General features: G+C 67.2%; 12 protein-coding genes. 1 reads left to right on the forward strand and 11 read right to left on the reverse strand.

The window, feature by feature from the left end; translation table 11 throughout:
• The 7 genes from H0X90_RS04110 to H0X90_RS04140 form a co-directional block, all read right to left on the reverse strand.
• Nucleotides 1-1,146: a glycosyltransferase family 4 protein gene (locus H0X90_RS04110; RefSeq protein ID WP_006492002.1), complete on the reverse strand. Its 1,146-nt coding sequence runs from the start codon at nt 1,144-1,146 to the stop codon at nt 1-3.
• A gap of 43 nt (nt 1,147-1,189) precedes the next feature.
• A complete protein-coding gene (locus tag H0X90_RS04115) occupies nt 1,190-2,149 on the reverse strand; it encodes a glycosyltransferase family 2 protein (protein WP_048988705.1) in 960 nt (319 codons plus the stop codon).
• A 62-nt stretch (nt 2,150-2,211) separates the two neighbouring features.
• Nucleotides 2,212-4,437 carry a polysaccharide biosynthesis tyrosine autokinase gene (locus H0X90_RS04120; protein ID WP_006482932.1) on the reverse strand — a complete coding sequence of 742 codons (2,226 nt, stop codon included), beginning with the start codon at nt 4,435-4,437 and terminating at the stop codon, nt 2,212-2,214.
• A gap of 50 nt (nt 4,438-4,487) precedes the next feature.
• The gene (locus H0X90_RS04125; RefSeq protein ID WP_006482941.1) at nt 4,488-5,666 is read right to left on the reverse strand and encodes a polysaccharide biosynthesis/export family protein; all 1,179 of its coding nucleotides are present in this window, start codon (nt 5,664-5,666) and stop codon (nt 4,488-4,490) included.
• Entirely contained in the window at nt 5,660-6,103 is a 444-nt protein-coding gene (locus H0X90_RS04130; RefSeq protein ID WP_006482944.1) for a low molecular weight protein-tyrosine-phosphatase, read from the reverse strand. The genes H0X90_RS04125 and H0X90_RS04130 overlap by 7 nt, the downstream gene beginning before the upstream one ends.
• A 30-nt stretch (nt 6,104-6,133) precedes the next feature.
• Nucleotides 6,134-7,546 carry a UDP-glucose/GDP-mannose dehydrogenase family protein gene (locus H0X90_RS04135; RefSeq protein ID WP_006497289.1) on the reverse strand — a complete coding sequence of 471 codons (1,413 nt, stop codon included), beginning with the start codon at nt 7,544-7,546 and terminating at the stop codon, nt 6,134-6,136.
• A gap of 74 nt (nt 7,547-7,620) precedes the next feature.
• Nucleotides 7,621-8,994, reverse strand: a complete 1,374-nt coding sequence (locus H0X90_RS04140; protein ID WP_034203384.1) for an undecaprenyl-phosphate glucose phosphotransferase — start codon at nt 8,992-8,994, stop codon at nt 7,621-7,623.
• A gap of 431 nt (nt 8,995-9,425) precedes the next feature.
• On the opposite strand from H0X90_RS04140, the gene H0X90_RS04145 reads away from it, so the two are divergent.
• The gene (locus H0X90_RS04145) at nt 9,426-10,982 is read left to right on the forward strand and encodes a mannose-1-phosphate guanylyltransferase/mannose-6-phosphate isomerase (RefSeq protein WP_077190792.1); all 1,557 of its coding nucleotides are present in this window, start codon (nt 9,426-9,428) and stop codon (nt 10,980-10,982) included.
• A 131-nt stretch (nt 10,983-11,113) separates the two neighbouring features.
• On the opposite strand, the gene H0X90_RS04150 is transcribed toward H0X90_RS04145, so the two are convergent.
• The 4 genes from H0X90_RS04150 to H0X90_RS04165 form a co-directional block, all read right to left on the reverse strand.
• Complete coding sequence (locus H0X90_RS04150) at nt 11,114-12,055, reverse strand: DUF6566 family protein (RefSeq protein ID WP_006482942.1); 942 nt, start codon at nt 12,053-12,055, stop codon at nt 11,114-11,116.
• Nucleotides 12,056-12,790: 735 nt separating this feature from the next.
• Nucleotides 12,791-13,372, reverse strand: coding sequence for a DUF3501 family protein (locus tag H0X90_RS04155; RefSeq protein WP_077190793.1), 582 nt, complete (start codon nt 13,370-13,372; stop codon nt 12,791-12,793).
• Between the two features lie 29 nt (nt 13,373-13,401).
• Entirely contained in the window at nt 13,402-14,739 is a 1,338-nt protein-coding gene (locus H0X90_RS04160; RefSeq protein WP_058902856.1) for a heterodisulfide reductase-related iron-sulfur binding cluster, read from the reverse strand.
• A 123-nt stretch (nt 14,740-14,862) separates the two neighbouring features.
• The gene (locus tag H0X90_RS04165) at nt 14,863-15,285 is read right to left on the reverse strand and encodes a rubrerythrin family protein (RefSeq protein ID WP_006497294.1); all 423 of its coding nucleotides are present in this window, start codon (nt 15,283-15,285) and stop codon (nt 14,863-14,865) included.
• Nucleotides 15,286-15,436: the final 151 nt, after the last annotated feature.

Raw genomic sequence — 15,436 nt, forward strand, 5'->3', positions numbered from 1 at the left:
TCAGCGCGACGACGGACGCGAATCCGCGAGCGGCATCGCGACGCCGGCCGCCGCGGGCGTGCGGCGCCGGCGCAGCATGTCGCGCGTGATCCGCACGTGCTGCTCGGCGAACGCCTGCGTGGTCAGGTCGCGCTCGCGCAGGCACGCGGCGGCCGCCCGCGCGCAGTCGAGCGCCGCCACCGGATCGGCGACGAAGCGATCGGCGGCCTGGCGCATCGCCTGCGCGTCGAACGCCGGCACGTAGGCGGCCGTATCGTGCGGGAAGTAGTCGCTCAGGCCGCCCACGTCGGACACGATCATCGGCTTGCCGACGGCTGCCGCCTCGAGCATCACCGTGATGCCGGACGCGTGGAAATTCGGCCGCAGCGGCACGACGATCACGTCGGCCCACGCGTACAGTTCATGCTGCTTCGCGAGCCCCGACGCGGGGCCGATCTTCACGTTCGGCGCGTGCCATTCGCGCGGCACGCGGCGGCGCGTCGCGAGCCGCACGTCGTAGCGCGCGTCGCCGCCGAACGCGGCGAGGAACGTGCGCCAGTCGCGGTCGCGGTCGTTACCGATCGCCGCGATCCGCAACGGCCGGTTCGGCGTCCATTGCTGCGGCTCGACCGGCGGGAAATCCTGCGTGTTCAGCCCGTAGTAGACGAACTCGGCGTCGCGTCCGAGATAGCGGCGGCACAGGTCGGCGTTGTCGCGGGCGAGCGTGGTCAGCGCGTCGGCGCGCGCGATCAGCTTGCGGTACAGCCAGCGGCGCGGGCCGCCGAAGCTGCCCCACTTGTCGAACAGCCACACGCTCTGCGCAAGCAGCAGCGGGCGCTTGCCCTGCTCACCGGCGAGCTTCAGGATCAACGCGGCAGCCAGATGCTCCTGCTCGGTATGCGTCCAGATCACGTCGGTATCGAGCAACGCCGCGCGATTGCGCCACGCATGCACGACGTCGAAGCCGAGCGCCGCCTTCAGCGCGCGGCGCGCGACGCTCACGACGCGGTTTTCGGCGCCGTCCTGCGAATAGGTCAGCCGGAATTCGTCGGATTCGGCGTGGTGATAGCCGTACAGGCAGCCGATGTCGTCGCCTTTCCGGTAGGTACGCGGATCGGCGCCGTGGAACAGATGGACGTGGACTTTCGTTGCAGCCTTCGTGGTCATGCGAGCCCTCCAGAGGGGGCCGCGCGCGGTGCGCGCGGGCCGTTCAAGACGTCACCGGCGGCATCGCCGCACGGTGGGGGGCGAGATTCGTGCGGCGCGCATCGCGCGCGCCGCGGCGCACCGCGCGCCAGTGCGCGAGCACACGCTCGCGCCGGGCGCCAGGCAGCGACAGCAGCACGTGCGCGAAGCCGGGATAGACGCGCGTACCGACCAGCGTCCACCACCACCACGCGATCTCGCGCCGCAGCGGCGGCAGATGCTCGCGCAGGATCAGATGCAGGTTGTACGCGCCGTTGCTGATCGCGTTCAGCGACGCGGCATCGCGCCGGTCGTCGTCGAAGCGCTCGGCCGGGAAGTGATCGACCGCGATCGACGGGTCGTAGACGAGCTTCCAGCCTTCGCGCTGCACGTGCATGCTGAAGCCCATGTCGTTGTGCACCTGCGCGCCGGCGCCGCGCAGCCGCGTGTCGAAGCGCAGCCGTTCGATCGCCGCGCGCCGGTAGCTCATGTTCGCGCCCTTGAGCATGTCGACTTCGCGCGCGCCGCCGACGCCGAGGTGATGATTGCCGACTATCTTGCCGGACACCGTGAGCTGGCCGACGAGCTCTCTCGATTCGTCGAGCACGCGGCCTTTCTCGTGCACCCAGTCGCGTCCGCCGACCGCGCCCACGCGCGGATCGGACAGGAACGCGGCTTCGATGCGCGCGAGCCAGTCGGGACGCGGCGCCGCATCGTCGTCGGTGATCGCGACGATGTCGCCGTTCGCCGAGTCGAGCCCCTTGTTCAGCGCGGCGACCTGCCCCGGCACGTCGACCGGCACGAGGCGCAGCGGCAGCGCGCCGCCGACCGCCGGATCGGCGAGCCGTTCGTGCGTGGCGTCGTCCTCCGGGCGCGCGACGACGATCACCTCGTCGGGCAGCCGCTGCTGCCGCTGCAGCGCCAGCAGGCAGCGCGCGAGGTCGGCGGGACGCCGATAGGTCGGAACGAGCACGGAAATTTTCATTCGAGGTTCTCCAGTCGGCCGGGTCGGCGCGCGTGGCGCCGGCCCGGTTTCGCGCGACCCGGTCACGCGCTCAGGTATTCGTGCACGGCCGCATAGCCGCGGCCGTAGCCGCGCGCCTTCGGCGGCACGCCATTGAAGATCCCGCCTTCCAGATCGACGCCCGCGGTGCGCAGGCGCTTGATCGCATCGGCGATCTCGCCCTCGGTATGCATGCCCGAGCGCAGCACGAGGAAGGTCGAGCCGGCCATGCGGCCGATGATGGTCGCGTCGGTCACCGCCAGCACCGGCGGCGAATCGATCAGCACGACGTCGTAGCGTTTGCCGAGCCCTTCGAGGTATTGCGGCAGGCGCGTCGACATCAGCAGCTCCGACGGGTTCGGCGGGCGCGTGCCGGCCGAGATGAACGACAGGCCCTGCACCGGCGTCTCGCGCACGGCATCCTCGAGCGCCGATTGATCGCTCAGCAGCTCCGACAGGCCCGGCTGCACGGTGAGGCCGAAGTAGCGGTCGAGCATCCCGCGCCGCATGTCGGCGTCGATCAGCAGCACGCGCTTGCCCGAATGCGCGAGCAGCACCGCGAGGTTGACCGTCAGGAAGCTCTTGCCGATGCCCGGCGTCGGGCCGGTCAGCACGATCACGCGGTTCTTCGCGTCCATCATCGCGAACTGCATCGCGGTGCGCAGGCTGCGCATGCTCTCGACGCTCAGGTCCTTCGGCCGCAGGCTCGCGAGAATCGGCCGCGCACGGCTGCCGCCCTTCTCCGCCGCTGCGTCGAGCTTCACCTGCTCGGCGCTTTGCGGCACCAGCCCGTACAGCGGCAGGTTGAACGCGCGCTCGATGCGGTCCGGATCCTCGATGCCCTGGAACAGGTTGCGACGCAGGAACACGACGCCGGTGCCAAGGATCAGCCCGAGGAACACGGCGGCCGACAGGATCAGCACCTTCTTCGGCTTGACCGGCGCGCCCGGACGCAGCGCCGAATCGATCAGGTGGATGTTGCCGCCCGTGCCGGCCTTCTGCACCGACAGTTCCTGCACGCGGTTCAGCAGCAGCACGTAGATGTCCTCGGCGACCTTCGCGTCGCGCTGGAGCTGGACGGCCTTCACCTCGGTCGCCGGCAGGCTGCGGAAGCGGTTGCTGAACTTGTCCTTTTCGCCCTGCAGCTCCGCGAGCTGCTGCTTCGCGGCGATCACCATCGGGTGCGAATCGGTGAAGCGCTGCGCGAGCGACGCGAGCTGCAGGCGTTGCGCGGCGATCTGCTGCTCGTACTGCACGCTGCCTTCGAGGTAGACCTTCGCCTCGTCGCTCGCGTTGATCGAGCCCGACGTGCGCTGGTATTGCGTGAGCGCGGCCTCCGCGCGTTCGAGGTCGGCCTTCAGGCGCGGCTCCTCGCCCTTCAGGAAGTCGAGCATCTTGGTCGCTTCGGCCTGCTTCGCGACCACGTGCTGGTTCAGGTACGACTGCGCGAGCGCGTTCGCGATCGCGGCGGTCTGGTCCGGGTCCTTGCCTTCGAGCGAGATCTGCACGACGCCGGTCTGCTTGCCCTGCTCGCTCACCTGGATGCCGGCCTGGAACCCGCTGATCGCGTCGAGATCGTTGTAGCGAACCACCGTGAATTGCGTGCCGGGGCGCGCGACGAGCTTCTGCACGAGCAGCGTCACGCCGCCGCCCTGCGCCGATTCGCCGACGCGGCCCGCCAGCAGCCGCGTGCCGTTCTCGTCGACCAGCGAATAGGTGCCGTTCGGGCCGGCCGTCAGCGTCAGCTTCTTGCCTTCGAGCGCCGGCACGACGTTGATCGTGTCGATGTCGGCGACTTCGCCGCCCCACGCATACGATTTCAGGCCGAGCCACGGCCGCGACGGCGTGCCCGGCGTCGCGAGGCGCGCGGCGAGGCTGCCGATCACCGGCAGCGTCTTCGGCGCGACCGTGAAGTTCAGCTTGAACTGGTCGACGACCGGCGCGACGACGCCGCGACTCTTGATGATCTCGATTTCCGCGTCGGTCGGCGCCTGCTGCGGGCCGCTGTTGATCGACGCGCCCGTCTGCGTCTGCGTGAGCGCCTGCGACGTATTGTCGTTGCCCTCGACCCGCACGTGCACGTCCGCCTGGTAGACCGGCTTCGCGATGAAGCAGTAGAGGCCGGCGAGCGCGACGACCGTCACCGCGATGCCGAGCAGCAGCCAGATGTCGTCCATGATGACCTGGAGCAACTGGCCGAGGACGACGTCCTCTTCCTCGGTCTTCGCGGTCAGGTCCGCGTAGGAGTGTTTCGCTTGCGTGTTCACCATTCGTTCCCGCTTGAGTGGTGCCGGGGGGCGGACGCCACCCCGGCGGGCTATCAGCGCGTGATTTGCCGCATGTAGAAGATCGTCTGGATCGTCGGCAGCACCTGCTGCAGCACGCGGTTGAACTGCACCGAGCTGGCCGTGCTGACGTAGACGACGTCGAGCGGTTGAAGCGGGAAGCGACTCGACAGCATCAGCGCGTCGGGCTGCGTCATGTCGAGACGGAACACTTCAGGCTTCGTCGGGTTGTCGCGCATCCCGCGCATCACGTAGATCTTGCGCGGGTTCGCATCGGTGTCGAGAATCCCGCCGCCCGCGGTCAGCGCATCGGCGATGGTCAGCCGGCCCTTGAGCATCGGCACCGTGACCGGCGTCTTGACCTCGCCCATGATGAACACGCGGCTGTCGCTGCGGTCCGGCACGTTGACGATGTCGCCCGGCTGCAGCATCACGTTCTGCTTCACTTCGCCGCGATCGAGCACGCCGTTCGCGTCGAGCGTGTACAGCTTGCCGTCGCGCGTCAGGCGCACGCGCTGCAGGTCGGCCTCGGCGGTCGAGCCGCCCGAGCGCGAGATCGCGTCGACGAGCGTGAGCGGCACGTCGCTCACCGCGAGCGGGCCCGGCTGCTTGACCTCGCCCGTCACCTGCACCTTCTGGCTGCGGAACGACAGCACGCGCACGTCGAGCTGCGGATTCTTCACGTAGCGCGCGAGGCTGGACGCCATCTCGTCGCGGATCTGCGCGACCGTCTTGCCCGCCACGCGGATGCGGCCGACGAACGGAAAGAAGATCGTGCCGTCGGCGGCGACCGTCTGGCCGTACGGATCGGCCTGGCCCGGCAGCGCGGTCGTATACGGCTGCTGCAGCGCGCCCGCGACCGATTGCGTCGTGTTGCCGCCGCTCGAGAACGACTGGCCCTGCGGCGTCGTCAGCTCCGGGTGATCCCACACGGTGACGCCGAGGATGTCCTGCGGGCCGACGCGATACGTGTACTGCGACGGATCGGTGTAACGTCCCGGCGGCAGCGGGTGATCGACCTGCGCTTTCTGCAGCTGGTCCATCACCACTTTGGCGTCGATGTAATGAACCGGATAGGTTTCGGCCGCTTCCTGCCGGCCTTCGTCCTTCAGGTTCGACGAGTCGAGGTAGTTGCCGGGCGCGGTTGCACAGGCTGACAGGAAAGTCGTCAGCGCGACGGCAAGCGCCACCGGGCGCATCGGGCGTTTCAGCATAGTTTCTGTAGCCATCCTTGAACCAGACGTTCGATCAGTGAGTAGCTCTCGCGGTAGTCGGCCTCCGGGCCGCCGTGCGGGTCCGCAATCTCGGCCCCTTCCCACTTGCCGAGCAGGTGAACCTTGCCGCGCGCGAATGGATCGACCGCTTCGACGGCCGCGATCTGTCGGCGCTCGCTGACGAGAATCAGGTCGGCGTCGCGCACGATCCGGCGCGACAGCCGCCGCGAGCGGTGGGTCGTCGCATCGACGCCGCGCTCGGCCAGCAGTTGCCGCATCACCGGATCGATGCCGTCGCCGTCGTTCGCGTGCACGCCGGCCGAGTGGAACGTCGGACGCGGGCCGCCGCGCGACGCGGCGTGCGACTTGAACAGCATTTCCGCCGCCGGGCTGCGGCAGACGTTCGCGTGGCAGACGATCAGGATGTTCCGGAACATGGCGTCTCGTAACGAGTGACGGAAAACGGGTTACGCGCTGGCGCGCGCGGCGCCCGGCACGCGGGCGGCGACCGCCTGGCGCGAGCCCGGCCGCCCGATCGGGTGATACTCGATGCCCTGCTCGCTCATCGTCTCCGGCTCGTACAGGTTGCGGCCGTCGAAGATCACCGGCGTCTTCCACAGGCGGCCGAGCGCGACGAAGTCGGGGCTCTTGAACGCCTTCCATTCGGTGACGATCACGAGCGCGTCGGCGTCGCGCGCGGCCTGCGCCTCGTCGTCGACGAAGGTGAGGCGTTCGAGCCAGCTCGGGTGATCGGCCAGATCGAGCGCGATCACGCGGCGCGCTTCCTGCTGCGCGACCGGGTCGTACGCGGCGACGCGCGCGCCGCGCGACAGCAGCTCGGCGATCAGCTCGCGGCTCGGCGCCTCGCGCATGTCGTCGGTGTTCGGCTTGAACGCGAGGCCCCACAGCGCGAACGTGCGGCCGCTCAGGTCCTCGCCGAAGCGCGCGACGATCTTGTCGGCGAGCACGCGCTTTTGCGTCGCGTTGACCGACGACACGGCCTTCAGGATCTGCAGCGACTGGCCGTGCTCGTCGGCCGTTCGGATCAGCGCCTCGACGTCCTTCGGGAAGCACGAGCCGCCGTAGCCGCAGCCGGCGTACAGGAAGTGGTAGCCGATGCGCGGATCGGAGCCGATGCCGCGGCGCACGGCCTCGATGTCCGCGCCGAAACGGTCGGCGAGGTTCGCCAGCTCGTTCATGAACGAGATGCGCGTCGCGAGCATCGCATTCGCCGCGTACTTCGTGAACTCGGCCGAGCGCACGTCCATGTACAGCGTGCGCTCGTGATTGCGGTTGAACGGCGCGTAGAGCTTCTTCATCAGCTCGCGGGCGCGCTCGCCCGGCACGTCGTCGTCGCAGCCGATCACGATGCGGTCCGGCCGCGTGAAATCGTCGACGGCCGCGCCTTCCTTCAGGAATTCCGGATTCGACACGACCGAGAACATCTGGTCGCCGCCGCGCTTCGCGAGCTCCTCGGCGACCGCCGCGCGCACGCGCTCGGCCGTGCCGACCGGCACCGTCGACTTGTCGACGATCACCTTGAAGCCGGTCATGTAGCGGCCGATGTTGCGCGCCGCCGCGAGCACGTACTGCAGGTCGGCCGAACCGTCCTCGTCGGGCGGCGTGCCGACCGCGATGAACTGCACGTCGCCGTGCGCGACCGCGGCCTCGATGTCGGTCGAGAAGCGCAGGCGGCCGGCCGAACGGTTGCGCGCGATCACTTCCTTCAGGCCCGGCTCGTGGATCGGCACGCCGCCGTCGTTCAGGATGTCGATCTTCGCCTGGTCGACGTCGAGACAGAACACGTCGTGCCCGATGTCGGCGAGACAGGCGCCGGTGACAAGCCCTACGTAACCGCTGCCGATGATAGTCAGATTCATGATGTGTCGGACCCCTTGACCAATGATTCGAAATTCGTAAAACCGGAATGCCTGCGTGACGCAGCGCGTCGGTGTCAGTACGCGTTGCTGCCGGTGAACCCTTTCCACAGCGTCAGCACGACGATCTTGATGTCGAGCCAGAACGACCAGTTCTGCATGTAGTACAGGTCGAGCTTCACGCGGCCCATCATCTTCTCGATCTGGTCGGTTTCGCCGCGAAAGCCGTTGATCTGCGCCCACCCGGTGATGCCGGGCTTGATCCGGTAGCGGAACATGTAGCCCTTGACCAGATCCTTGTAGATGTCGTCGTGCGCGAGCGCATGCGGGCGCGGCCCCACCACCGACATCTCGCCCTTCAGCACGTTGATGAACTGCGGCAGCTCGTCGAGGCTCGTGCGGCGCAGGAACCGGCCGACCGGCGTCACGCGCGAGTCGTTCTTGGTTGCCTGCGTGACCTGCCCGGCCACTTCCTGATGCACCTTCATCGAGCGAAACTTGTAGATCTCGAACTCGTGCCCGTCGATGCCCTTGCGCTTCTGCCGAAAGAACACCGGCCCGCGCGAGGTCAGCTTGATCAGCGCCGCGATCAGCACCATCACCGGCGCGAGCGCCGTGAGCGCCGCCAGCGCGAACAGCCGGTCGAACACGAACTTCGGCAGGATCCGCACGTCGGTGATCGGCGACGCCGCGAGGTTGATCGCCGGCACGCCGAGCACCTCGACCACTTCCTGGTTGAAGAACGACAGCGTGCGCACGTCCGGAATGAAGCGGATGTTCACGAAGTCGTGGCGGAACACCGTCACGATCTGGTGAATCCGGCGCTCCTCCGTGATCGGCAGCGTGAGCCACAGCTCGCTGATCGCGCGGCTGCGCACCAGCCACACCAGCGATTCGAACTGCCGCTCGATGCGCACGTCGTCGAGCGCGACTTCGCCCGGCGCCTCGCTTTCGTCGTACACGCACACCGGGTTGAAGCCGGCCTCCGGCCGCGCCCGCATCTGCGCGATCAGCCGCCGCGCCGCCGGCGTGCCGCCGACGATCGCGACCGCCTTCAGGTTGTAGCCGCCGCGGCGCAACTGCCGCAGCACGACGTGCACGCAGGCCTTCGAGCCGGCGAGCAGCGCCATCGTCACCAGCGCCCAGTAACCCAGCCACAGCCGCGACAGGTCGCCCGACTGGTGAAAGCTGAAGCTCATCAGGATGCCCGCGAGCTCGACCGCGAGCCACGCGAACGCGACGCGCCCCATCAGCCCGACGAGACGCTTGCCGCGCCACGACTGGTAGATGCCGACGGCCGGAAAGAACACGACGACCAGCAGGCAGTCGAACAGCACCGTCGTGCGCTGCAGGTCGCTGAGCCCGATGCTGCCGTCGTGCAGCGCGGCCGCGATCAGCGCGCCCGTCACGACCATCGCGATATCGATGACTCTCGCCAGCACGCTCAACATGTCCGTTTCCTCTTCCTTGAACAGGCGTTTGCCGAACAGCTCCTCGTGCGACCCGTGCCGCACCTTCGATTCAAACGTTGCATGACGCTATTGAAGCGACAAGAAAATTCCCCCTCAAGCGCACAAGTATTTCGAAAAATAATCGGAAATTCTTGCCGCGATCTTTTTTAATTAAATCGGCAGGTTTTCCCGAATCGGGCGGAAACAGGGATTTTTTCAGAGTCGTTACGCTTGCCGTGCACCCTTTGCGGGCGGGCACGTCCGGCCGGCGACCGGAATTATTTTTTATTTTTTTATTTCCAGCCGATGCCATCGAGGAAAATTCTTCCGGATGAATGCGTGGCGGATATTCGGCATTGGGTCCGGTTTTATTGTCGATTTACTTCATGCTACAACGACAGGCACTGACTTCAACCGTGGAGAGTGTCATCATGAATGCTCCGGCAGTGGCCGCCGAAACGCGCCATTCTTCTTCCGCCGCAACCGCCGTCGGCACGCCCGGCGCCGGTATGCCCGCAGCCGGTATGCGTCTCGCCGTGCAGCCCGTGATTCTTGCCGGCGGTTCCGGCACGCGCCTGTGGCCGATGTCGCGCGAGCGTTTCCCGAAACAGCTGATCGGCCTGCTCGGCGATCATTCGCTGCTGCAGTCGACCGCGCTGCGCCTCGACGGCCTGACGGCCGATCACCCGCTGAACGACGACGTGCTGATCGTATGCGGCGAGGATCATCGCTTCACGACCGCCGAACAGCTGCGCCTGACGGCCAAGCGCGCGACCATCATGCTCGAGCCGCTCGGCCGCGACACCGCGCCCGCGCTGACGCTCGCCGCGCTGCGGCTCGTCGCCGACGGCAACGATGCGGTGATGACCGTGATGCCGGCCGACCATGCGGTCGCCGACCTGCCGCGCTTTCACGCGGCCGTCGCGGCCGGCGTGCACTGCGCCGCGCAAGGCAAGATCGCGACCATGGGCATCGTGCCCAAGCACGCGGAGACCGGCTACGGCTACATCCGCGTCGGCGCGCCGCTCGGCGACGCCGGGACCGGCACCCTCGACGTGCGCCGCCTCGACCGTTTCGTCGAGAAGCCGCACCTCGAACTCGCGCAGCAGTACGTCGCGTCGGGCGAATACTGGTGGAACAGCGGCATCTTCATCGTGCGCGCGTCGGTCTGGCTGAAGGTGATCCGGCAGCTGGAACCCGCGATCTACGCAGCCTGCGAACAGGCCGTCGCCCAGGGCCGGGACGATGGCGATTTCTTCCGCGTCGATCGCGACGCGTTCGCCGCGTCGCCGTCGAACTCGATCGACTATGCGGTGATGGAGCCGCTCGCGAGCCAGCCGCAACTGTGCGAGAGCGTGGTCGTGCCGCTCGACGCGGGCTGGTCGGACGTCGGTTCGTGGGACGCGATCTGGCAGATCTCGGCGAAGGACGAGACCGGCAACGTCGGCCGCGGCCACGTGCTGTTCGAAGGCGCCGAATCGACGTTCGCGCATTCGGAAAGCCGCCTCGTCGCGTGCGTCGGCACGCAGAACCTGGTCGTCGTCGAAACGCCCGACGCCGTACTCGTCGCGGACAAATCGCGCGTGCAGGACGTGAAGAAGATCGTCGGGCACATCAAGGCGCGACAAGGCACCGAAGCGACCGATCACCGCAAGGTCCATCGTCCGTGGGGCCACTACGACTCGGTCGACACCGGCGAGCGCTTCCAGGTGAAACGCATCGTCGTGAAGCCGGGCGCGCAACTGTCGCTGCAGATGCACCACCACCGCGCCGAACACTGGATCGTCGTGCGCGGCACCGCGCGCATCACGCGCGGCGACGAAACGTTCCTGCTGTCCGAAAACGAATCGACGTACATTCCGCTCGGCGTATCGCACCGCCTGGAGAACCCGGGCAAGATGCCGCTCGAACTGATCGAAGTGCAGTCGGGTGCGTATCTCGGCGAGGACGACATCGTCCGCTTCGACGATACCTACGGCCGGCAGTAACGCGTCATGCACCCACGGGCGCCGCTTCGACGGCGGCGCCCGGGCAATACGGACATGATGGAAAAACCGGACGGGCGCGCGGCGCGGGCATCGTGGCACACGACGGCCCGCGCGTCGCGCGGGGACGACGATCAACCGACGCGATACGCGTATTCGCGACGCTCCGACTGCACGGGATCGTTGCGGCTTTCCGACAACGCACCCGCGCGACGCTCGGCGATGAAGCGCTTGATGTCCGATTCCGCACGCGCCAGCGCCGACAAACCGGCCAGCACTTCGCCTTGCGGCTCGCGCGCCGGCGCGTCGCTCGCACCGTGGCGATCGATCCACTGACGCGCCCAGTCGAGCGCATACTGCTCGGCTTCCTCGGCATCGGTGAAGCGCGGGCCGATCAGGCCCGAGCGTTCGACGCGCCGGTCGTCCTGCGAGATCTCGGCCCACGCGCGATACATCAGGTTCTGCACGGGCTGCGCGGTGCCGCTGATCGTATAGCCGCGATACTCGTCGATCTGCGGCTCGGCCGACGAGAAGCTCGCGGACGACGCCCGCGCATGGCGCAGTTCCGTGGCCGGCGCGCCGGGCACCGAGAACGACACGTCGGCGCGGCCGTCCACCTGGTCGGCCGACATCGTGCTCAACGACGCACCCTCGCCCTCCCAAACGTTTGCCTGCGCAACCGGCAACTGCCACGACTCGGGGTTTTGCCAGAACACGCCACGCAGACGATCGTTGTCGGGCACCGGCTCCGCGCGGCGAGCCGGCACGACGGCCTCCGGCGGCGGCGGAATATACGCGAACGTGCGCCCGCTGAACTGGGTCAGCACGTCGATCATCTGCAGCAGCGTGCCGTTCGCGAGCCACTCCTCGTAGCGACGACGGCACGTCGGCCCGGACGGATAGCGACCGGGCAGCTTGGACCAGGCTTCCCCGGTCGTCAGGATCCACAGCACCGCGTTGGCGACGACACGCGGTTCGGCGCGTGGACGCCCGCGACGGTTCAGCCGGATGGGTTCATCGGCGATCAGCGCTGAAAGGCGAAACCACTCTTCATCGTTAAGCTCATCGAAGAACATAGTCGATCTCTCCACGCAGCCAGGCCGGGGCTGCGATTGGCGGCGCCGTCGCGACACATCGCGTCGCGGGGCGGCCAGGTTGCACATTATGGTTATCCGGCGTTGTGCATACCGGGCGACACCGCACTTTCACGGTGCCGCGATTCCCGGCAATGGCGCACAAATCGCGGTCTCACTCCAATGTGGGAATTTTTGTGCACGAAGCATACCATCCCTAGGGTTTATCTCAATATGACAATGACTTAATGTTACGCACTGAAACAACCTGCCATGGGCGGGCAATCCATTTACGCTTGAATTTTTTTGCGAGATCTTTATGCCGATGGCTGCAAAGGCCCGTCCGGCGGGGCTCCGCAGCGTCTGAAGAATGCGCTGAAACAGGCGGTTTCGGGCTGCTCCGACCCCTGTCGGCAACACCGCCCGGAATAGCCTCCGAAAATCGGTAAATCAGGGGAAAATTCGTAACAAGATATTCATGAATCGGTAAATCATTCAAATTGCGCTGAATCAAATTATCTTCATGCACAATCTCTTTATTGTTTCTCTGCGAGTGATGAAAACACGCTGACGCCGCGCGCCCAATGTGTCCCCGCATGCAAATCCGTCACGCTTGTTACATCTTCGCGGCGAGCACCGCACGGCCGCGCCGGACGGCGCGGGGCGCGGGTTTCCTCGGGTCGGAACGGAAAAGCGCAAGCCCGCGTGCGTGGCACGCAGCGCGGGGAGGCCGTGGCGCTAGCGCAGATCGCCGGCCAGCGACGCGGTCACGTCCGCGTCCACCCGCTGCGGCGGCATCATGTAGGCCGGGTGATCGCAGCCGATCGACAGCGCCGCGCCGCCCTTGAGCGCCGCGCGCATCGGCGCATCGAACTCGAAGCGCACGAAGTGCACGGCCGACGTCTTCTCCGCGTTGTCGCGCTCGAGATCCTCGTCCGCGATCGCGTAGACGCTCGCGTGCCCGTCGACCCGCAGGTACACGCGATCCTCCACGCCGATCAGCCGCGCGAGCGCCGCGCGCCGTTCGATTTCATGCTCGTACTCGATCTGCATCGTCGCCTTCAGGTTGGTGCCGTCGGGCACCAGCGGCAGATACGCGTCGAGTTCCCCTTCGATGCCGGCCTCGTCGAAGATCTTCTCGATGTGCAGCATCTCCTGGATCTGATAGCGGATCGTCGTCTCGTCCTCGAACAGGAAACGCAGGTGGTTGCCGAGCGCCACCGCGCGGCGGCGCTTGTACGCGACGAGCCGCGCGTGTTCGGCCTTGCGGATCTTCGCGTACGCTTCGAGCGTCAGCAGGGAGTCGCGGGTCAGCGTCATGGATGTCCTCGTGGATGGCCGGCAGCGGCTCAGATGCCGTACGCGCGGCGCAGCAGCGTCAGCGGATGCGCGAGCGGCGCGTGCGGCAGCCCCTTTTCGTCGATGCCCTGCACGATGTGATGGCCGGCGAGCGCGCAGTCTGACGACACGACGTCCGGCTGCGGCTCGGCCATCGCCTTGAACACCGGCGCGCCGATCCGCATCGCATCCGCATGAAATGCCTTCTTCACGCCGAACGTGCCCGCGTGGCCCGAGCAACGCTCGACCACGTTCACGCGCGTATCGGGCACGAGCGACAGCGCATCGGCCGTCTTGCGGCCGATGTTCTGCACGCGCGCATGGCACGGCACGTGATACGACACGGTGCCGAGGCCGGTCTTGAAATCGGTCTTCAGCAGCCCGTCGCGATGCCGCGCGATCACGTATTCGAACGGGTCCCAGAACGCGTCGGCCACCGCGCGCACGGCTGCGTCATCAGGGAACATCAGCGGCAGCTCGCTCTTGTACATCAGCACGCAGCTCGGAATCGCGCCGATCAGCGCATAGCCGTCGCGCGCGTAGCGTTCGAGCACCGGGATGTTGACGGCCTGCTTCGCGGCGACGCCGTCGAGATTGCCCTGCTCGAGCAGCGGCATCCCGCAGCACGCTTCGCGCGCGACGAGTTCGTACGGGATCTCGTTGTGCGCGAGGATCGCGAGCAGGTCGTGGCCGATTCCCGGCTCGTTGAAGTTCACGTAGCAGGTCGCATAGATCGCGACCTTGCCGGGCGTGCGTTCGCCGTCGCGCACGGGCGGGTTGTCCGAACGTCTGGCGGCGCGCCGGAACTTGCGCGGCGCGAATTCCGGCAGCCACGCATGACGATCGACGCCGAGCGCCGCTTCGAGCGCGTGGCGCGCGGGCGGCGTGCGGTTCACCGCGTTGACCGCCTGCGTGACGACAGGAATGCCCGCGAAATGGCCGAGCGCATCGGTATTCGACAGCACCTTGTCGCGCAACGTCGCTTCGCCGCGTTTGTAACGCGCGGCCTTGCCGCGCAGCATCAGGTGCGGGAAATCGACGTTCCATGCGTGCGGCGGCACGTACGGGCATTTCGTCATGTAGCAGAGGTCGCACAGATAGCACTGGTCGACGACCTTGCCGAACGCGGCCTTCGGCACTTCCTCGATGTCGCCCGTCGGCGTGTCGTCGACCAGGTCGAACAGCGCCGGAAACGCGCCGCACAGCGACACGCAGCGCCGGCAGCCGGCGCAGATGTCGAATACGCGCGTCATTTCCGCATCGATCGCGGCCTGGTCGTAGAACGCTTCGGACTGCCAGTCGAGCGGATGCCGGGTCGGCGCTTCGAGACTGCCTTCCTTGTGGGGCATGGGACGCTCCCGCGTGGCGCGCATGTGCGCAAGCGCACCGCCCGCGCGCTGCGGGCGGCGACGGAACGAACGGCCGGCTGCGGGCCGGTCGCACGGCGACGCCGTGCGGCCCGCGGCGGCTCGTCAGTCGACGAGACTGTCCAGCGCCTTCGTGTAGCGGTTCGCGTGGCTGCGTTCGGCTTTCGCGAGTGTCTCGAACCAGTTCGCGATTTCGTCGAAACCTTCGTCGCGCGCGGTCTTCGCCATGCCCGGATACATGTCGGTGTATTCGTGCGTTTCGCCCGCGATCGCCGATTCGAGATTCAGGCGCGACGAACCGAACGGCAAGCCCGTGGCCGGATCGCCGACGGCTTCCAGGTATTCGAGATGGCCGTGCGCATGGCCGGTTTCGCCTTCGGCGGTCGAGCGGAACAGCGCGGCGACGTCGTTCTGCCCCTCGACGTCGGCCTTCGAAGCGAAATACAGATAGCGTCGATTCGCCTGCGATTCGCCCGCGAATGCGGCCTTCAGGTTCTCTTCGGTTTTGCTGCCCTTGAGTTGAGCCATTTGCGCCTCCGTTCGAGTCGGCGCGGCCGCGTGCGACGCCGGGCCGATCAGATATGTGGGGAACGATGCGTGCGCCGGGCGCGCATCGTGCTCTTCAATCTAGGCGCTCGCGTTCGCATCACCCAATAGGCTTTTTCAATGCGGACGATAG

The sequence above is a fragment of the Burkholderia sp. 9775_39 genome (assembly GCF_015712225.1).
Lineage (GTDB): Bacteria > Pseudomonadota > Gammaproteobacteria > Burkholderiales > Burkholderiaceae > Burkholderia > Burkholderia cenocepacia.